This is a genomic window from Archangium lipolyticum, assembly GCF_024623785.1.
Classification (GTDB): Bacteria; Myxococcota; Myxococcia; order Myxococcales; family Myxococcaceae; genus Archangium; species Archangium lipolyticum.
This window is the reverse complement of sequence record NZ_JANKBZ010000030.1, coordinates 31392-49670: the sequence shown is the minus strand read 5'-3', so window position 1 is coordinate 49670 and position 18279 is coordinate 31392. Positions and strand designations below refer to the sequence as shown.

General features: G+C 69.6%; 19 protein-coding genes. 12 read left to right on the top strand and 7 right to left on the bottom strand.

What is annotated here, in order from left to right; all coding sequences use genetic code 11:
* Window positions 1-141: 141 nt before the first annotated feature.
* The 4 genes from NR810_RS40655 to NR810_RS40640 are packed head-to-tail and all read left to right on the top strand — an operon-like array spanning window position 142 to window position 5212.
* Complete coding sequence (locus NR810_RS40655; RefSeq protein WP_257460524.1) at window positions 142-2874, top strand: response regulator; 2733 nt, start codon at window positions 142-144, stop codon at window positions 2872-2874.
* A gap of 34 nt (window positions 2875-2908) precedes the next feature.
* Window positions 2909-3907 (top strand): tRNA (adenosine(37)-N6)-threonylcarbamoyltransferase complex transferase subunit TsaD, encoded by a 999-nt coding sequence (gene tsaD / locus NR810_RS40650; RefSeq protein WP_257460522.1) that lies wholly within the window; start codon window positions 2909-2911, stop codon window positions 3905-3907.
* 18 nt (window positions 3908-3925) lie between these two features.
* On the top strand, window positions 3926-4756 hold the full coding sequence (rsmA, locus tag NR810_RS40645; RefSeq protein ID WP_257460521.1) for a 16S rRNA (adenine(1518)-N(6)/adenine(1519)-N(6))-dimethyltransferase RsmA: 831 nt from the start codon (window positions 3926-3928) through the stop codon (window positions 4754-4756).
* Between the two features lie 57 nt (window positions 4757-4813).
* Window positions 4814-5212 (top strand): hypothetical protein, encoded by a 399-nt coding sequence (locus NR810_RS40640; RefSeq protein WP_257460520.1) that lies wholly within the window; start codon window positions 4814-4816, stop codon window positions 5210-5212.
* A gap of 4 nt (window positions 5213-5216) precedes the next feature.
* Here the strand turns inward: NR810_RS40640 and NR810_RS40635 are convergent, their stop codons facing one another.
* Window positions 5217-5498, bottom strand: coding sequence for a hypothetical protein (locus tag NR810_RS40635; RefSeq protein ID WP_257460519.1), 282 nt, complete (start codon window positions 5496-5498; stop codon window positions 5217-5219).
* A 175-nt stretch (window positions 5499-5673) separates the two neighbouring features.
* Between NR810_RS40635 and NR810_RS40630 the strand changes: the two genes are divergently transcribed.
* The 5 genes from NR810_RS40630 (at window position 5674) to NR810_RS40610 (ending at window position 9304) form a co-directional block, all read left to right on the top strand.
* Window positions 5674-6318 carry a deoxynucleoside kinase gene (locus tag NR810_RS40630; RefSeq protein ID WP_257460518.1) on the top strand — a complete coding sequence of 215 codons (645 nt, stop codon included), beginning with the start codon at window positions 5674-5676 and terminating at the stop codon, window positions 6316-6318.
* Window positions 6319-6484: 166 nt separating this feature from the next.
* Window positions 6485-7384: a 3-methyl-2-oxobutanoate hydroxymethyltransferase gene (panB, locus tag NR810_RS40625; RefSeq protein ID WP_257460517.1), complete on the top strand. Its 900-nt coding sequence runs from the start codon at window positions 6485-6487 to the stop codon at window positions 7382-7384.
* A gap of 3 nt (window positions 7385-7387) precedes the next feature.
* Window positions 7388-8242 (top strand): pantoate--beta-alanine ligase, encoded by an 855-nt coding sequence (panC, locus tag NR810_RS40620; protein WP_257460515.1) that lies wholly within the window; start codon window positions 7388-7390, stop codon window positions 8240-8242.
* A gap of 12 nt (window positions 8243-8254) precedes the next feature.
* Window positions 8255-8737: an SsrA-binding protein SmpB gene (smpB, locus tag NR810_RS40615; RefSeq protein WP_257460513.1), complete on the top strand. Its 483-nt coding sequence runs from the start codon at window positions 8255-8257 to the stop codon at window positions 8735-8737.
* Between the two features lie 30 nt (window positions 8738-8767).
* The gene (locus NR810_RS40610; protein WP_257460511.1) at window positions 8768-9304 is read left to right on the top strand and encodes a ClpXP protease specificity-enhancing factor SspB; all 537 of its coding nucleotides are present in this window, start codon (window positions 8768-8770) and stop codon (window positions 9302-9304) included.
* Window positions 9305-9323: 19 nt separating this feature from the next.
* Here NR810_RS40610 and NR810_RS40605 read toward each other — a convergent pair whose 3' ends face one another.
* The 6 genes from NR810_RS40605 to NR810_RS40580 form a co-directional block, all read right to left on the bottom strand.
* Window positions 9324-11042, bottom strand: coding sequence for a serine/threonine-protein kinase (locus NR810_RS40605; RefSeq protein WP_257460509.1), 1719 nt, complete (start codon window positions 11040-11042; stop codon window positions 9324-9326).
* 18 nt (window positions 11043-11060) lie between these two features.
* On the bottom strand, window positions 11061-11399 hold the full coding sequence (locus tag NR810_RS40600) for a DUF971 domain-containing protein (RefSeq protein WP_257460508.1): 339 nt from the start codon (window positions 11397-11399) through the stop codon (window positions 11061-11063).
* Between the two features lie 87 nt (window positions 11400-11486).
* Window positions 11487-13187, bottom strand: coding sequence for an HD domain-containing phosphohydrolase (locus tag NR810_RS40595; RefSeq protein WP_257460507.1), 1701 nt, complete (start codon window positions 13185-13187; stop codon window positions 11487-11489).
* A gap of 15 nt (window positions 13188-13202) precedes the next feature.
* Window positions 13203-14090, bottom strand: a complete 888-nt coding sequence (locus NR810_RS40590) for a LysM peptidoglycan-binding domain-containing protein (RefSeq protein ID WP_257460506.1) — start codon at window positions 14088-14090, stop codon at window positions 13203-13205.
* Window positions 14087-14557, bottom strand: a complete 471-nt coding sequence (locus tag NR810_RS40585) for a FecR family protein (protein WP_257460505.1) — start codon at window positions 14555-14557, stop codon at window positions 14087-14089. Before NR810_RS40585 ends, NR810_RS40590 begins: the two co-directional genes overlap by 4 nt.
* Window positions 14558-14633: 76 nt before the next feature.
* Window positions 14634-15437: a carbon-nitrogen hydrolase family protein gene (locus NR810_RS40580; protein WP_257460504.1), complete on the bottom strand. Its 804-nt coding sequence runs from the start codon at window positions 15435-15437 to the stop codon at window positions 14634-14636.
* Window positions 15438-15651: 214 nt separating this feature from the next.
* Between NR810_RS40580 and NR810_RS40575 the strand changes: the two genes are divergently transcribed.
* From NR810_RS40575 to NR810_RS40565, 3 genes are read left to right on the top strand one after another with little or no spacing between them, the layout of a single operon-like run.
* On the top strand, window positions 15652-16134 hold the full coding sequence (locus NR810_RS40575) for a ribosome maturation factor RimP (RefSeq protein ID WP_257460502.1): 483 nt from the start codon (window positions 15652-15654) through the stop codon (window positions 16132-16134).
* A 60-nt stretch (window positions 16135-16194) separates the two neighbouring features.
* The gene (gene nusA, locus NR810_RS40570) at window positions 16195-17880 is read left to right on the top strand and encodes a transcription termination factor NusA (protein WP_257460638.1); all 1686 of its coding nucleotides are present in this window, start codon (window positions 16195-16197) and stop codon (window positions 17878-17880) included.
* 37 nt (window positions 17881-17917) lie between these two features.
* Window positions 17918-18232, top strand: coding sequence for a DUF448 domain-containing protein (locus NR810_RS40565; protein WP_257460500.1), 315 nt, complete (start codon window positions 17918-17920; stop codon window positions 18230-18232).
* The last annotated feature ends 47 nt before the right edge of the window (window positions 18233-18279 follow it).

Here is an 18279-nt window from a genome sequence, read left to right as displayed (position 1 = left end):
GTGCATGCTCGTTCACCTGGACACCGAACGAGTCCCCCCGTCCTTCCGCCATTGACATGCCCGGAGAGCGGGCATGATCATCCGAACCTTCTCCGCGCCGGGCGCTTTCAATCAGCTGCCCGCAGCGAAAGGCAATCGAACGTGGCCAAGCAGCACCTGCTCCTGGTCGATGGTGACCCGAAGAGTCTCCGTGTGATGGAAGTCAGCCTGAAGAAGGCCGGCTTCTCCGTCACGACCGCCGTCCACGGCAAGGATGCGCTCGAGAAGGTGCAGATCAGCCCGCCGGATCTCGTGCTCGCCGACACGAAGATGCCGGAGATGGACGGCTTCGAGCTGTGCAAGACGCTCAAGTCCGACGAGCGCTACAAGCACATCCCCTTCGTCTTCCTCACCAACCAGAAGGCGGTCGAGGCGAAGGTGAAGGGCCTGGAGCTCGGTGGCGACGACTACCTGACCAAGCCCATCTACATCAAAGAGATCGTCACCCGCCTGACGATGATCCTCCAGAAGGTGGACAAGGAGAGGATCGAGCGGCGCGAGACGACGAAGGGCGGGTTCGCCGGCAACCTGGCCGACATGGGCGTGGTGGACCTGGTCCAGACGTTCGAGATCGGCCGCAAGACGGGCACCATCTCCATCAAGGGAGACCGGGTCGCCACCATCTACTTCAAGGAAGGCCGCGTCATCGACGCGGAGATGGGGCGGCTCAAGGGCGAGAACGCCTTCTACCGTCTGCTCAACGCCACCGAGGGTGAGTTCGAGGTCCAGTTCACCGCGCTGGACCGCCCCGAGCGCATCGAGGTCTCCACCCAGGGCCTGCTCATGGAGGGCATGCGCCGGCTGGACGAGTGGGGCCGCATGCTCGAGCAGCTGCCCCCGCTGGAGACGGTGTTCGAGATCGACTACCACCAGCTCGCCGAGCGCCTCTCGGAGATTCCGGACGAGGTCAACGGGCTGCTGCGCCTCTTCGACGGCAAGCGCAACTTGAGCCGGGTGGTGGAGGACTCGGACTTCGACGACCTGGCCGCGCTGGGCATCATCAGCAAGCTGTACTTCGAGGGCCTCATCCGCGAGCTGGGCAGTGTCTCGCAGGAGCCCGTGCAGAGCGGCAAGCCCGGCATCGAGGAGTGGCTCCACAACGCGCCGGCGCCGAGCGCTCCCGCCGAGCCCGCGCCGGAGCCCGTGGCGCCCGTGATCGCGCCGGAGCCCGTGCCCCAGGTAGCGCCGGTGGTGGCCCAGCCCGCGCAGCCCATGGCGCCCGTGGTGGCCCCCGTGGCCATGCCGGAGCCGCAGGTGCAGGCCCAGGCCGAGGTGCCGCCGCAGCCCGCCAACGTCGTCGTCTTCGAGCCCCGGCGGCGCGCGCAGAACAACCTCGCCGAGGAGGACATCATCGCTCCTCCGCGGACGGCCGAGGGCTCGGCGTTCCTCGTGGATCCCGCGCCGGCCCACCGTGCGAAGGAACTGGAGCGGCGCAGCCTGCTGCTCGACTGGAACCGGGTGGACGTGGACGGCATCGGCTCGGCGGGAGGTTGGGGTCCGGGTTGGTCTCCGGCTCCCCGCGCACCGGCGAACCCCGGTGCCCCCGCGCCCTCCACCGTGTCCACGGCCTCCAGCGCGCTCGCGGCCTTCGACGAGCCCGCGTCCACGCCCGCTCCCGTGGCGCCCGTGGAGCCTCCGGCGTCCTCGCCGCGGGGCCCCATCTTCGGCGGGGCCGCCGTGGGCCCCAATCCGTTCCCGCCCGTTCCTCCTCCCGAGCCCGCGACTCCGGCCGAGGAGGTGACGTTGGTGTCGGGTCTGAAGCCCGTCGCCCCGGTCCAGGAGCCCGCGCCCGCCCCCGCGCCCGTCGCGGTCCAGCCGCCCGTGGAGGCTGCTCCGGCCGAGAAGCCCCAACAGCTCGCGCTCCCGCCGTACCCGGGCCATGGCGCGCCCGTGGCCCCCGAGCCCGTCGCGTCCAAGCCCGCCGAGGAGCCCAAGCCCGAGCCCCAGCCGGCTCCGCAGGCCGTCAGCAAGCCCGCGCCCGCGGAGGAGCCCAGGCCGCGCCCGGTGTCGCAGCCCAGGGCCACGCCCGCGCAGCCCCAGAAGAAGTCCCCGGCGGTCGATGACGAGGACGTGCAACTGCCGAAGCCGAAGCGCACCGGCCTCTTCGTCGGACTCGCGGTCGCGGCGATCGCCGTGGGCGTCGCGGTGGTGTTCAGCCGGGGCGGTGGCTCGGAGCAGCCCACGCCTCCGCCCCAGGAGGCCAGGCCCGCTCCCACCGAGCAGGCGAAGGTGCCGGAGCCCGAGAACAAGGCGCCCGAGGCGAAGGCCCCCGAGGCGAAGCCTCCCGAGAGCAAGCCGCCCGAGACCCCGCCGGCCCAGCCGGCTACCGCGGCTGGGGCGCCGGAGGCTCCCAAGCCCACCGAGCAGCCCACCGTCGCCACGACGACTCCTCCGCCCGCCGAGGAGGAGGAGAAGGACGACGAGCCGGAGCAGGTCGAGGCGCAGAAGCTGAGCCCCGAGGCTCAGTACGCGGAGCTGGCGCGCCGGGCCAAGAAGCTCATGGCGGCCAACCGCTACAAGACGGCGGCCCTCACCTACCGCAAGGCGCTCGCCCTCAAGCCGGACTCGGCCGAGGCCAAGGCCGGTCTGGGCATCTCCCTGGTTCGTGGCGACACCACCAGCAGCGCGGGCTACCGCGACGCCTCCAAGTTGCTGGAGGAGGTGGTGAAGGCCCAGCCCCGGAATGCCCAGGCCTGGGTGCACCTGGGCATGGCCCGCCAGTTCACCAATCAGGAAAAGAAGGCGATCGACGCCTACAAGCAGTATCTCCTGCTGGAGCCCTCTGGGTCGTCCGCTTCCGAGGTTCGTGCCGCGCTCAAGCAGCTCGGCCAGTAGTCGGGCGGCTGGGCTCCTGGTAGAGAGGCAGCCCTTGCTCGTACTCGGACTCGAAACCTCCTGTGATGAGACCGCCGCCGCCGTCGTGGAGGACGGCCGGCGCGCGCTCTCCGACGTCGTCTCCACCCAGGTGGACATCCACCGCCGCTGGGGTGGCGTGGTGCCGGAGCTCGCCAGCCGCAACCACGTCGTCCAGGTCATGCCCGTCCTGCACGAGGCCCTCTCCCGGGCCGGCAAGACGCTCGATGACGTGGACCTCATCGCCGTCACCTCCGGGCCCGGCCTCATCGGCGCGCTCCTGGTGGGCGTGCAGGTGGCCAAGTCGCTGAGCCTCGCCACCGGCAAGCCCTTCGTCGGGGCCAACCACCTCGAGGGGCACCTGCTCGCCAGCCGCCTGCTGGAGGATGCCCCGGAGCCTCCGTTCCTCGGGCTCGTCGTCTCCGGCGGCCACACCAGCCTCTACGAGGTGCGGGACTACGGCCACTACCGGCTGGTGGGCAGCACCCGGGACGATGCCGCGGGCGAGGCCTACGACAAGACGGCGCGCATCCTCGGCCTGCCGTACCCGGGCGGGCTGCCCATCGACCAGCTCGCGCAAAAGGGCAACCCCGAGGCCATCCGCTTCCCCCGCGCGCTGCCCGGCTCGGACAACTTCGACTGGTCCTTCTCCGGGCTGAAGACGGCGGTGCTCCATCACGTGCGCAAGCACGGCGTGCCCCAGGGGCAGGAACTGGCGGACCTGTGCGCCTCCTTCCAGGAGGCCGTGGCGGACGCGCTGTCGAAGAAGTTCGTCGCCGCCGCGCGCCGGCTGGGCTTGAATCGCCTGGTGGTGTGCGGGGGCGTGGCGGCCAACTCGCGCCTGCGCTCGCTGAGCCTGGAGCGCGCCGAGGACCGCAACCTGAAGCTGTACCTCCCGCCGGTGCGGTTGTGCACGGACAATGGCGCGATGATCGCCGTGGCGGGTTACGAGGCCTGGCGCAGGGGCCTGCGCGGCGACTTCAGTCTGTCCGCGGACCCGGCCTGGCGCATGTGAAGGTGAAGGGAGCCGCGAGTGGATACGCCACGTGACATCCTCCAGCGCCATGGCCTGAGGGCCAAGCACAGCTGGGGGCAGAACTTCCTCGGAGATCCGCAGATATTGGAGGCCATCGCCGACGCGCTGGAGCTGCGCGAGGGCGAGCCGGTGGTGGAACTGGGCCCGGGCCTGGGGCACCTCACGCGCTTTCTCGCGGCCACCGGGGCGCGCGTCACCGCGGTGGAGAAGGACCGCGACATGGTGGCGGTGCTGGAGAAGGAGGCCATCCCCGGGGTGCGCGTGGTGTCCGGCAACGCGGCCACGGTGGACTTCGCCGAGGTGGCGGGTGTCCCCGAGCTGAAGGTGGCGGGCAACCTCCCGTACCACCTGACGAGCTCCATCCTCTTCCAGGTGCTGGAGCAGCGCGAGCACGTGACGCGCGCCGTCTTCACCCTTCAGAAGGAAGTGGTGGATCGCCTCTCGGCCGAGCCGGGCGGGCGCGAGTACGGCCTGCTCACCGCCATCCTCGGCCTGTACTTCGAGTCCGAGCACCTCTTCGACATCGACGCCCGGCGCTTCCACCCGCCGCCCAAGGTGGACTCGGCGGTGCTGCGGCTGACGCGGCGGCCCGCGCCGCTGGCGCAGGTGGTGGACGGCGCGCGCTACATCCGCCTGGTGAAGGCGGGCTTCGCGCAGCGGCGCAAGACGCTCTTCAACTCGCTCAAGTCGGACAAGTCGCTGGGCACGACGGAGCAGGTGCAGAAGGCTCTCGAGACGGCGGGCATCGATCCGACGCGGCGCGCGGAGACGCTCTCTCCCGAGGAGTTCGCCGCCATCGAGCGCGCGCTGGGGCCAGTGGCGAAGTAGCGCCAATCTGGCGTCCCTCGGTCCCTGGTGCTAACGAGAGGGGCGTTGGAGAGGATGATGAGACCCCTGCCCCTGGAGGCCCTGGAGCCGGTGCTGCACCGGTTCAGCGTGCTGTACGCGGTGTTCGCCCGCCCCAGTGGGGAGGTGCTGCTGCGTTGGGGTGACGCGAGTCCGATTCCCATCCTCGACGAGAACGCCTTCGTCGGGGCCACCCGGGACATGGCCCGCGTCTACCGCTCGCTGGAGCGGATGTTGCTGCCGCAGATGGACGTGCAGGGCGAGTACCTGGGCATCCGCTCGAAGGTGGCCGACCAGGTGGTGTACGCGCTCTTCTTCGAGACGCGGCGCTTCGAGGCGGCCACGCCCGTGGAGCGGCTGCGCACCGAGTATGCCTTCTGCAAGTCGCTCGGCAACGCGGTGGACAGTGCGCTGCAGGCCTGGGTGGCCGCCCGTTAGGGGTTCAGGACTCCTCGCCGCCGAGCACCTTCAACAGCCCGCCCTGCTGGGACAGCCAGGCGCGGAAGTCTTCCTCGGACAGCCGCATGCGCGCGAGCACGCCGCGGAGGATCTCCTCCGGGGTGCCGTCCTTGCGACGCTTGAGCTCCAGGGCCGTCTTGAGGAGGGCCACGCCATAGAGCGGGTCGGGTTCCAACTCCCGCTCGGGGGCCTTCGTCGTTTCGGTGGACGCCGTGCGGCGTGGTTCCAGCTCGATGACCGTCTTCGCCCGCTGCCTTCGATTCATCTCCCTCGGTCCCCGCACGGTCCACCTGTCCCGCACCGCGCGTGGGTCCCTGGTAGTGGACGCCCACTCATGCGTCAAGGGTGGTGATGGGCTGGCGAGCCGGATCATTGCCCGGTCGCCACTCCCGTGTTCTATTCCGCGCCCCGTTTCTCGCGAGGTGGAGGTCTCGAAGCGGATGGACAACCGCTACATCGTGGTCGAGGGGCCCATCGGCGTCGGCAAGACGAGCCTCTCCAACATCCTCGCCGAGCGCTTCGGGGCCCGGCGTATCTTCGAGATCGTCGAGGAGAACCCCTTCCTCGCCAACTTCTACGCGGACCGGCAGAAGTACGCCTTCCAGACGCAGCTCTTCTTCCTGCTCTCGCGCTTCCGGCAGCAGGAGGAACTGGTCCAGCAGGATCTCTTCAACTCGGTGACGGTGAGCGACTACCTGTTCGCCAAGGACCGCATCTTCGCGTGCCTGACGCTGGACTCGCACGAGCTGGGCCTCTACGACCGCGTCTTCGAGGCGCTCACCCCTCGCGTGACGAAGCCCGACCTCGTCATCTACCTGCAGGCCCGGCTGGACGTGCTGCTCTACCGCATCAAGAAGCGCGGCCGGGAGTTCGAGCGTCAGTTCGACGCCGGCTACCTGGAGGAACTCGTCCACGCCTACAACGAGTTCTTCTCCCACTACACGGAAACACCCCTGCTGGTGGTGGACACGTCGGACATCGACTTCGTCCACAACGAGGGAGACCTCAAGGGGCTGTTGGGCGCCATTGACCGGGCGCGTCAGGGGACCCAGCACTACCTTCCCACGGGCGGCAAGCAGCCCTGAGTGACGCCCGGCTGCCCGCCCGCCTTCACGAGAAGTCCCCGCGGCGCGCCGGAGCGCGTTAGAGTGTCCTGGACGGCCGCTCCCGTCGATCCCCCATGGGGACTGCGAGGGGTGTCCGTCGATTCACCGCGGGACGTTGAACTCTCACTCTCAGAGGAGGTGAACCGTGAAGGACAAGGTCACCATCCATACGCTGAAGCGCCTGAAGCAGAGCGGTCAGAAGATCTGCATGGTCACCGCCTACGATGCCACCTTCGCCCGGGTCTTCGATGAAGCCGGAGCGGACGTGCTGCTCGTGGGGGACTCCCTGGGCATGGTCGTCCAGGGGCATGACTCGACCCTCCCGGTCACGATGGACCAGATGGTCTACCACTCGGCCGCGGTGGTCCGCGGGACGAAGCGGGCGCTCGTGGTGGGCGACCTGCCCTTCATGAGCTACCAGGTCTCGGTGGAGGAAGCGGTGCGCAACGCCGGCCGCATGGTGGCCGAGGGCAAGGTCGGCGCGGTGAAGCTGGAGGGCGGTGCCGAGTTCGCCAACGTCATCTCCGCCATCGTCCGCGCCAGTGTCCCCGTCATGGGCCACCTGGGCCTCACGCCGCAGTCGGTGCACAAGATGGGCGGCTATGTGGTGCAGGGGCGTGACGAGGACGCCGCGCGGCAGATTCTCGAGGACGCCATCGCGCTGGAGCGCGCCGGCTGCTTCTCGCTGGTGCTCGAGGGCGTGCCGCTGGAGCTGGCGCGCACCATCTCGCAGCGCCTCACCATCCCCACCATCGGCATCGGCGCGGGAAAGTACTGCGACGGGCAGGTGCTCGTCTGCTACGACCTGCTGGGGATGAACCCGGACTTCAAGCCCAAGTTCGTCAAGCGCTACGCCAACCTCCACGGCTCCATGACGGAGGCCGTGGGCACCTTCTTCTCCGAGGTGCGCGCGGGCTCCTTCCCGGACGAGGAGCACTCCTTCAAGTCCAAGCCCATCCGCCTCGTCCCCTCCAACCCCGAGGGCGAGCCCACCACCGCCGAGGGCGCGGAGAAGATGGGCCCCGTGTACGGAGCTCCGGTCTAGTCCATGCGGCCACTCGTCCTGCGCACCGTTGCCGAGACCGCCGCCTGGGCGGAGTCCATCCGCCGCTCGGGCCGTCGGCTGGCCCTGGTTCCCACCATGGGGTTTCTCCATGAGGGGCACCTCTCGCTGATGCGGGAGGGGCTGCGGCGCGCGGACGTCGTGGCGTCCTCCATCTTCGTCAACCCCACCCAGTTCGGTCCCACCGAGGACCTGTCGCGCTACCCGCGAGACATGGAGGGGGACCTGTCCAAGTGCGCCAGCGCGGGGGTAGAGGCCATCTTCGCCCCCATGCCCGCCGAGGTGTACCCCCCGGGGTATCAGACGTACGTGGAGGTGGAGCAGGTGAGCCAGGGCCTGTGCGGCGCGCGCCGGCCCGGCCACTTCCGGGGCGTGGCCACGGTGGTGACGAAGCTCTTGTGCCTCTTCCGGCCCCACCTGGCCCTCTTCGGCGAGAAGGACTACCAGCAGCTCCAGGTCATCCGCGCCCTCGAGCGCGACCTGAACCTGGGCGTGGAGATCGTCGGCATGCCCACCGTGCGCGAGCCGGACGGGCTGGCCATGAGCTCCCGCAATGCGTACCTCTCCCAGGAGGACAGGCAACGGGCGCTCGCTCTGTCGCGCGGGCTGTCCGCGGCCCAGTCCCTCTGCCGGAATGGAACCCGCGAGGTCCCGGCCCTGGTGGGGGCGGTGCGGCGTGAATTGGAGGCAGCGGGTCTGCGGGAGGATTATGTGGAGCTGGTGGATGCCACCTCGCTGACCCCCCTGTCCGTCGTGACTCCGGGCCAGCCAGCGCGTCTGCTGGTGGCGGCCTTCGTCGGTACCACGCGGCTGATCGACAACCAGCCCATCGGAGGCTAGAGGCGCGAGCGTATGGCGGGTGGAAAGGGCAAGGGCGGGTCGGATCCCGGCATCAAGATCATCGCGGAGAACCGCAAGGCGCGGGCCGCCTACACCGTGGACGAGAAGGTGGAGGCGGGCCTCCAGCTCTCGGGCAGTGAGGTGAAGGCGCTGCGGGCCGGGACGGCCAACCTCTCGGACGCCTACGCCCTTCCCAAGGGGAGTGAGCTGTATCTGCTCAACGCCCACATCGGCGTCTACAACCCCTCCAGCTTCTTCACCCACGAGCCCCTGCGGGGCCGCAAGTTGTTGATGCACCGTGAGGAAATCGACCGCTGGCTCACGAAGGTGCGGGAGCGAGGCTATTCCATCATCCCGCTCCTGCTGTATTTCAAGAACGGGCGGGCGAAGGTGGAGTTGGGGTTGTGCAAGGGCAAGACGCACGAGGATCGACGGCAGGACATCAAGGAACGGGAGACCAAGCGGGAGATGGACCGGGCGATGCGCCGTCGCTGAAACGCCCCCACCTCTCGCCGGCGCACGTCGATGGACAAGAAGGGTCCTGAGAAGAAGGCGCGGCTGCTGGCCGCGCTCGACAAGGGCATGGTGATGATCCACCTGGACGCGCGCCGTCCGGGGGTCCTCGTGCCTTCCTCGTTGCGCAACGAGGCGCACCTGCGCCTCAACCTCTCCTACCGGTTCGAGCCACCGGACCTCTCGGTGGGTGAGTGGGGCATCCGCTGCACCCTGAGCTTCTCGGGGAGCCGCTTCATGGTGGCGGTGCCCTGGTCGGCGCTCTTCGCCATCACCAGTCACGTGACGAAGGAGTTCTGGATGTACCCGGACGACATGCCGGCCGAGCTCATCCAGCAGACGATGGTGACGTCCAAGGTGCCGGTGTCCGAGCCGGAGCCGGTGTCGGAGCAGCCGCCCTCGCCGGTGGACCGTCCCCGGGCCATCCTCCGGGAGGTGGTGCGGCAGGAGGCTCCGGAGCCCGCCGTCGCGCCGGCCGCCGCCGAGTCCGAGGGGCCCAAGGACGATCCGCCTCCGCCGCGGCGCGGTCACCTGCGTCTGGTGAAGTGAGGGCGGCTCTCGCGCGCCCTCAGCGCTTGAGCAGCTTCACTTCCAGGGACGCCGGCTGGCTTCCGGTGAAGGTGCCCTTCCAGGGCTTGTATCCCTTGTGCGTCACCTGCACCGGGATGTCCTGGGGCGGGTAGGTGTTGTCGAGGGCCAGGGGCGTGGTGCCCATCACCGTCCCGTCGATGGTCACGGTGGCGCCCTCGGGCTGGCTCGAGATGAAGAGCGTGGACGCGGGTCTGTCCGCCATCATCTTGTAGCGGAGCTGGTCGAGCAGGGGCTTCAGGTTCGGCCAGGCCACCACGGCTCCGCCCAGCACGAGCAGCAGCACCGCCGCGGTCGCCACGAGGGGGCCCCACCGGAAGCCGCTTCCGGCGGATCTCGGGCCGGGCTCATCGAGCGGCGGGAAGTCGCTCTCCGGACGGACCCGCTCGGCCATCTGCAGCTCCTCCGCGGGCATGTCCATCACCGAGCGGGGTGGGGCGGCGAAGGTGGCCTCGTATTGCTGCTGGGGCGCGGGCCCGGAGACGTCCTCGGCGAGCATGGAGAGGCCCGGGGCGAGCTCCCGGGCGCAGCGGTCGCACGGCGCGTGGGCCGAGGGCAGGGGCGCGTTGCACCGGGAGCAGCGGAACTCGCGGGGCTGGGTGGGGGGGGCGATGGGTTGGATGAGCCGGCCGCTCGAGCTGAGCGCGGCCCCTCCGGGCAGCTCGTTCCAGTCGTCCGCGGGTTGGAGATCGAACGAGGGGGACTCCACGGCCCGGGTGGCCAGCGTCGGGCGCCGGGTGGTCGTGTCCAGCTCGCCCAGATGGTCGGTGGTGTCGCCCAGCTCGAGGAGGGTCGGGGGAGGGTTGAGGTCGTTGATGAACGCGGCCAGGGCCTGGGAGTTGGCGGGCTCGCCGGTCTGGGCCAGGTAACGGGCCAGCGCCTCGGCCATGTCCTCGGGGCGGGGGAAGCGGGCCTCGGGGGCCTTGGCCATGGCGCGCGCGATGATCGCGGCGAGCGGCGCGGGGACACCCGTGAGGGGTGGAGGCTCGCGCTGGCTGATGGCCATGGCGAAGGCCATGGGGTCCGCGCCGTTATGGGTGAAGAAGGGGTGCTGTCCGGCGAGCAGCTCGTAGAGGACGATGCCGAGGGCGAATTGATCGCTCAGGGCGGTGGCGGGCTGGCCCTGGAGCGTCTCCGGCGAGGCATAGGGGAGCTTGCCCTTGAAGGTGCCGGGCTGGGTGCCCATGGACATGCCCTCGAGGCGGGCGATGCCGAAGTCGGTCACCTTCACCTCGCCCTCGCGCGAGACGAGGATGTTGGAGGGGGAGATGTCCCGGTGGGCGGTCAGCACGGGCTGGCCGGCGTGCACGCGGCGGTAGGCGTGGATGAGGCCCGCCAGCACCTGGGCGCCGATGAGGGCCACCAGGTGCGGGGGGAAGCGCTGGACGCGCCGGGCGGCGTGCCGCAGGAGGACGCCCAGGTCCCACCCGTTCACCAGCTCCATCACCAGGAAGAGGCCATTGGGGCCGTTGCCCACGTCGTAGACGCTGGCGATGTTCTGGTGGTGCAGGTGGGTGGACAGCCGGGCCTCGGCGAGGAACATCTGCGCGATGGTGGGCTCGCTCGCGAGGTGCGGGAGGATGCGCTTGATGGCCACGGGCTTCTCGAAGCCCTCCGCGCCACGAGCCACGCCGAGGAACAGCTCCGCCATGCCTCCCGTGGCGAGGGGGCGGACCAGCCGGTACCGGGACTCGTTCACGCGTTTCTCCAGTGCACTTCAGCCCTGGGGCTGGGTGATGTCGCGCAGCAGCTTCCAGGGGTAGATGCCGGTGCCGTGCCCGTCGCTGAAGACGAAGGTGAGCGCGTAGTTGCCCACCGGCTGCACCTGGGTGATGCGCACGTCCGCGGGAACCCTGGACGGATCCAGCGTGCGCTTGTTGGTCCACTCGTCCACGCACCCGGCGCAGGGGCACTGCTGGCGCAGGTGCTGCGCGGTGGCGTCCGTCTTCACCCCGTCCTCCCAGGTGAGGTTCAGCCGGGTCTTGTCCGGTGAGAGATCCACCTCGGTGGCGGACACGGGGCGCGTGGTGGGCTTGATGCGATCCCAGAAGCTCAAGAGTCTCCCCTTTCAGGGCCAGAACGACAGTGGCCCCTGCTTACCATCCCGGCATGGGGAATGGGGGAGGGGAAGCCGGCGAGGACCTCACGAGGCCAGCTTGACGGGCAGGCGGTGGCCCTCCACGCGCACGCCCTTCTTCTCCAGCACGCGGCGCAGGGCGGCCACCACGGCCGGGTCGAGCTGCTTGCCGCTGAGGTTGTCGAGGATCTCCATCGCCTTCTCCAGGGGCATGGCCTTCTGGTAGGGGCGGGTGGAGGTGCAGGCGTCGAAGGTGTCCGCGCAGCCGACGATGCGGGCCAGCAGCGGAATCTCCTCGCCCTTGAGGCCGTCCGGGTAGCCGGTGCCGTCCCAGCGCTCGTGGTGGCTGCGCACGCAGGAGCGCATGGCCTGCAGGAAGCTGATGGGCTTGATGATGGTGTCGCCGATGGCCGGGTGCTCGCGCATGATGGTCATCTCCTCGTCGGTGAGGCGCGACTGCTTGCAGAGGATGGACTCGACGATGCCGATCTTCCCGATGTCGTGGAGGATGCCGCCGAACTGGAGCTGCTTGAGCTCGCGCTCGGAGAGGGCCAGCTCGCGGCCGATCTCCACGGCCACGTCCCCCACGCGCTGGCTGTGGCCGCGGGTGTAGGAGTCCTTGGAGTCGATGGAGTTGGCCAGGGCGACGATGGTCTCCAGGTAGCCCTGCTCGAGGCTCTCGTAGAGGCCGCGGTTCTCGTGGTCGTACGCGAGCAGCTGCTTGCTCATGTAGTTGAACGTCCGGGCCAGCTCGCCCAGCTCGTTCTTCTGGGGGACGTTGACCTCGAGGCCGAACTTGCCCTGGGCCAGCTGCAGGGCGCCCTGGATGAAGCCCTTGAGGGGGCGGGTGACGCTGCGCGAGAAGAAGGCGGCGAGCGCCAGGGCCACCAGGGTGGCGGCCAGCACGGTGAGCAGCAGCCGCCGCTCCATCGTCTCCACCTGCTTGTAGGCGAGCGCCACCGGCTGCTCGGAGACGATGGCCCAGTGCGGGTCGCTCAGGGTGGCGTAGGCGGCGACGACGGCCTCGTCGCCCTCGCCGAAGTTGCCCACGTGGAGGATGTCCGTGTCCGGGCTGCGTGCCAGACCCTGGAGCAGGTGCGCCACCACGGGCCGCTGGGCCACGTCCTGGTTGGCCACCAGTCCGCCGCCACCGGCGAGCACCCGGCCCTTGGCGTCGGCGAGGTAGACGAAGCCGGTGCTCCCCACGCGCTCCTGGGCGAGCATGGCCTGCAGCCCCGCCAGGGAGATGTCCGCGGCGACGTAGCCCTTCACGGGCTCGCCCACGGGGAAGAGGAACGTCACCACCGCCTCGCCGCTGGGGCGCCACACCGTGTCGGCGTAGCGCAGGTCACCCAGGCCCTCCAGCTGCGCCACGGCGCGCGCCTCGTGCTCGGCCAGCGCGGTGGGCGGCACGTCGCTCACGGCGAAGGCCTGCAGCTTCGGCAGCCGCTTGCCATCCGGCCCGAAGAGGGTGATGGCCTGCACCTCGCGGCTCTGGTTGAGCACCGCGCTCAGGTACGTCTGCTGCTGCTCCAGCGGCAGGGCGAAGAAGTTGGGCACGCGCGCCATGCTCAGCACCGCGCGCGTGGGCTCCGCCAGGAAGCCTTCCGTCTTCTGCTTGAGCTGCTTGACGCGCTCCTGCGCCAGCTCCTGGGCATCGCGCACCAGCAGCTCGCGCGTGTCGGAGACGGACAGCCAGCCCACCATCACCGTGGGCACGAGGCTGGCCACGAGCATCAGCAGGAGGATGGTCTTGAAGAGCCGCATGGGAGATCTCCCGTGCTACTTCCACTTCGGGTGCTGCACCTGAAGATTGATGGGCCTGCCCGGTGCCTCCAGGAGCTCGAAGAGCTGCTCGGCGGAGGCCTCGGAGCGGACGTCGCGGGCCACGGCGCGCACGCTCCAGCGGTAGCTGCCCGGGGGCAGCGACGCCTTCAGCTGGGGCGCGGAGGCCGTCAGCACCCGCTTCTCACCCCGGGCGGGCACCAGCTCCACCTCGTAGCCCTCGGCGCCCTCCACCGCCTGCCAGGCGAGGAGGACGGAGCCCAGGCCGCCCTTGGCGAACTGCACGCTCAGCTTGAGCTTGTCGGCCGGCTGGGTGGGGTGGGGCGTGCCCAGCGAGGGCCGGGACGGCGGGGGCGGCTGGCCCTTCTCCACGCGCACGCTCTCGCCCACGTAGACGGGCCGGGTGACGCCCTCGGCCTCCACGCGCACGGGCTGGCCGGAGCGGGACTCCACCGTGGTGGCGCCCTTGTCGTCCACCGCCACCGTGAAGGCGGTGGGCTGCGACGCGCTCGCCGACAACAGCTTCCACGCGCCGTCCGCGGCCTGGGCGGCGTCCTCGTAGCGCGCGCTCTGGAAGTGGGCCTCGGCTTCCTTCAGCTTGGCCGCCGCCTCCTCGCGCCGCGTCACCTTGGAGTCCGCGTGCTTCACCGCGTTGCGCGCCGTCTCCAGCACGTTCTGCGCCCGCGCACGGTCCGGCCCCGGCAGCTTCAGCTTCGTGCCCGGAGCGACCGCGTCATCCTTCAATCCATTGAGCGCCTTGAGCTCACTGGCGCCACCGCGGTCTCCCAGTGTGCGCTGGGCCACCTGGGCGAGCGACTCACCATCACGCACCACCACCTCGGCGGGCGCCAGCGTGAGCAAGGCCAGCAGGAGGGAACTCTTCATTGGAACACGATCTCCCTTCCGGCCCGAACGGTGGCCGCTGGAGTGGTGACCGAGAGCGACTGGCGTGCCGGATCCTCGAGCTCGGCGTCCACCCGTCCACGGAGAACGGTCAGGTCCGTACGGACCTGCCCGGGCTTCGAGCGTGTCTCGGCGATGCCGATCAGCGCATCCTGACCCAGGTTCACCACGCTGCCGTTGGCGAAGACGATTTGAGCTCCCGCGCCCGCCACGGTCCGCACCTTGTCGTTCTCGAAGAGGGGCATGCCCTCCTGGGCGGGGAGCCACTCGTCTCCCGCCGCGCGTTTCACTTTCACGTCCCCTTGCAACCCCTTGAGTTGGGCGCGCCTCACGGGAGGCGGCACGGCCGGCGCATGCACCGCGGCCGCGGGCTTCTCGTCGGCGGGACAGCCCACCGACAGTGCCGCGAGCACGAGGACGAACACACTATAGGACCAGCGACTGTTCACGAGATGAGTTCCAGTCCTCAGTGTACCGGGGATTGGACCCGGCACCCAGGGGGCTGGTCACATGCGCTCGGCTGGTTCAGTCCAGTCGTCGATGTTGCAGGCAGGGCAGATTCCTGCGGATGCGTGTGAGCAGCTCGGGGTCCACCGGAGCGATGGCCAGACCCTCGCCCTCGGAGGCGCGGGCCGTCACCAGTCCCCAGGGGTCCACCACCATGGCGTGGCCCCAGGTGACGCGCTGGGGCGAGTGCCGTCCGCCCTGCGCCGGAGCGAAGAGGTAGCACTGGTTCTCGATGGCGCGCGCCCGCAGCAGCACCTCCCAATGGTCCTTGCCCGTCATCAGCGTGAAGGCGGCTGGGACGGCCAGCAACGTGGCGCCCTGGTGCGCCAGGCGCCGGTACAGCTCGGGGAAGCGCAGGTCGTAGCAGATGGAGAGGCCCAGCCGGCCCAGCTGGGTGTCCGCCACCACCACGTCGGTGCCCGGCGCCACCGCCGCCGACTCGCGGTAGGGCGTGCCGTCGCCCACGTCCACGTCGAAGAGGTGGATCTTCCGGTACACCGCCAGCCGCGAGCCATCCGGCCCGAAGAGGACGGTGGTGTTGTAGAGGCGGCCTCCGGGCGCGCCCGTCTCCAGGATGGAGCCGGCCAGGAGCGTCACCTTCCGCTCGCGCGCCAGCTCGGCCATGCGCGAGAGCGTCGGCCCATCGAGTGTCTCCGCGGCGTCAGAGCGCTCCGACTCCGGTCCCATCCAGCTGAAGTTCTCGGGGAGCCCCACCAGGCGCGCCCCCAGGTCGGCGGCCCGCCGGACGAGCCGGGTGGCCGAGTCGAGGTTGTGGGCCTTGTCCGCGGTGGACACCATCTGGGCTGCGGCGAGCAGGTGCATGGGGGCGTTATAACGATTCCCGTCCACGGAAACCCCGGGAATCCCTACCCCTGGGAGGACTGTTGGATGGCAGGACAAGGGGTGCGTCATCCTTTACACCCCGAGGTGGCGTGTGTTACGGACGCCGCCGACATTTTTCGACGCAGTTCCTCGAAAAGTGGGCCGTCGTGCCCGCTTTTCGTGTTTTTGGAGTCCGGAGTCTTCCAAGCGGCCTATGGCGGAGAACATCAAGCAAACGGTGGAAGCAAGGGCGCAGCAACTGCTCGAGCCCATCGTTGCGGGCGAGGGGTTGGAGCTCCTCGAGGTGGAGTTCGTCCGCGAGCACGAGGGCTGGGTCCTGCGCCTGTTCATCGACAAGCCCGGTGGACGGGTGGGCCTGGACGAGTGCACGCAGGTATCGCGCGCGGTGGATACGGTGCTGGACGTGGAGGACATCGTCCCCCACGAATACAACCTGGAAGTGTCCAGCCCCGGGGTGAACCGTCCCCTGAAGAAGCCCGTCCACTACGAGCGGGTGAAGGGGCAGAAGGTCAAGGTGAAGACCTTCGGGCCCATCGGGGAGCCGCCGCGCAAGAACTTCACCGGAACGCTCACCGAGGTGGCGGCCGACGCCATCACCGTGGACGTGGAGGGTGCGGGCAGCTTCCGCATCTCCTTCAAGGACATCGCCAAGGCCAATCTGGAGTTCGAGTTCTAGCAGTCCACATACAGGGTGCGCTCTCGCGCGAGCGCGCCCGTGGAACCTTTGGAGAAGATGATGCCCACGCCAGCCAACCCCAACATCAACCTCAACCTCGTCCTGGACCAGGTGGCCAAGGACAAGGGCATCGATCGGAGCGTGCTCATCGCCACGCTCGAGGACGCGATGACGACCGCGGCCAAGAAGCACTTTGGCCAGGAGCGCAACCTCGAGGCGAAGTACGACCCGGAGAAGGGCGTCGTCGAGCTCTTCCAGGCCATCACCGTGGTGGAGACCATCACCGACCCCGTGCAGGCGGTGAACCAGATCTCCCTCGACGAGGCGCACAAGAAGGGCATGGAGGTGGAGCCGGGCGACGAGCTCGTGTTCCAGATCTTCTACCGTGACGAGGACGCGGCGGAGGCCAAGGCGCAGGACGATCAGTACGGGGACATCCTCCGGCTGAAGACGTTCCGCCGCGGCTTCGGACGCATCGCGGCCCAGACGGCCAAGCAGGTCATCCTCCAGCGCACCCGCGACGCCGAGCGCGAGAACGTCTTCAACGAGTACCGCGACCGCAAGAACGAGATCGTCACGGGCATTGCCCGGCGCTTCGAGCGCGGCAACATCATCGTGGACCTGGGCCGCGCCGAGGCGGTGCTGCCGGTGCGCGAGCAGGTGCCGCGCGAGACGTACCGCGCCGGCGACCGCGTCCAGGCCTACGTGCTGGACGTGCTGCGCGAGTCCAAGGGCCCGCAGATCGTCCTCAGTCGCGCCTCCGTGAACCTGCTGACGAAGCTGTTCGAGATGGAGGTGCCGGAGATCGCCGAGGGCATCGTGGTCATCGAGGCCGCGGCGCGCGAGCCGGGTGGACGGGCGAAGATCGCCGTCTCCAGCCGGGACGCGGACGTGGATCCGGTGGGCGCGTGCGTCGGTATGAAGGGCAGCCGCGTGCAGGCGGTGGTGCAGGAGCTGCGCGGCGAGAAGATCGACATCGTCCCCTACGACGAGGATCCGGCGCGCTTCGTGTGCGCCGCGCTGGCCCCGGCCGAGGTGAGCCGCGTCATCATCGACGAGGCCAACCACGCCATGGAGCTCATCGTCCCGGATGACCAGCTGTCGCTGGCCATCGGCCGGCGCGGGCAGAACGTCCGCCTGGCGGCCCAGCTGACGGGTTGGAAGCTGGACATCAACAGCGAGAGCCGGGTGCGCGAGATGCGCGAGTTCGCCAACCGTTCGCTGGGCGCCCTTCCGGGTGTCAACGAGATGTTGGTCGAGACGCTCTACGCGCACGGCTTCCGTCGGGCCAAGGACATCGCCGAGGCCAATCCGGACATGCTGTCGCAGATTCCGGGGGTGGACCCGTCGCGCGTTCCCGCCATGCAGGAGGAGGCCCGCAAGCAGATGTCGGTGGATGACGCGGAGCTGTCCAGGATGGAGCGGGAGCGCGAGCAGGCCCGTCAGGCCGAGGCTCGCCGCCATCCGGACGAGCTCAGTCAGACGGAGCGTCTGGCCCGCGTCAGGGGCATGGGGGAAAAGACCATCGAGCAGCTGGCCCTGGCCGGTTACAAGACGGTCGAGGACCTCGCCAACGAGAAGGACCTGGCCAAGCTGGGCGACGTGCCGGGGGTTGGTATCAAGAAGGCGCGCCAGTTCAAGAGCGCGGCGGAGAACTATCTGGTGGAGGAGGCCAAGCTCCGGGCGGAGCTCAACGCGGAACGCGGCTCCTCTTCCTCCCCGGCGGCCCAGCCGGCGGGTGCATGAGGGGCAAGGCCTTTAGCTCGCTCGGACGCCAGGGGGGATGCGCCTGAAGGCTCGTTCCGGTAGTAAAAGAAAAGAAGAACTCCCGGCGAACGCCGGACCGGTGCGATGCTGCATCGGTTGCGGCGCGAGGCGGGTCCAGGAGGAGCTCACCCGGTTGGTGGTGGGCCCTGAGGGCGGCGTGGTGGTGGACAGGCAGAGGCGGCTCCCCGGGCGGGGGGCCTACCTTTGCGGTGTCGGGTGTCTGGCGGCGGCGGTGAAGCGGAAGGCCTTTGGCAGGGCCTTCCGGGGGAGGGCGGGTCCGGTCGATCCGTCGGTGCTCGGACAAGCGTTGGAGTCGGGCCCGGTGCGGTAGTAAGGAGCGGCCGGGGGGGAGTGGGTGTTAGCACCACTCGCACACAT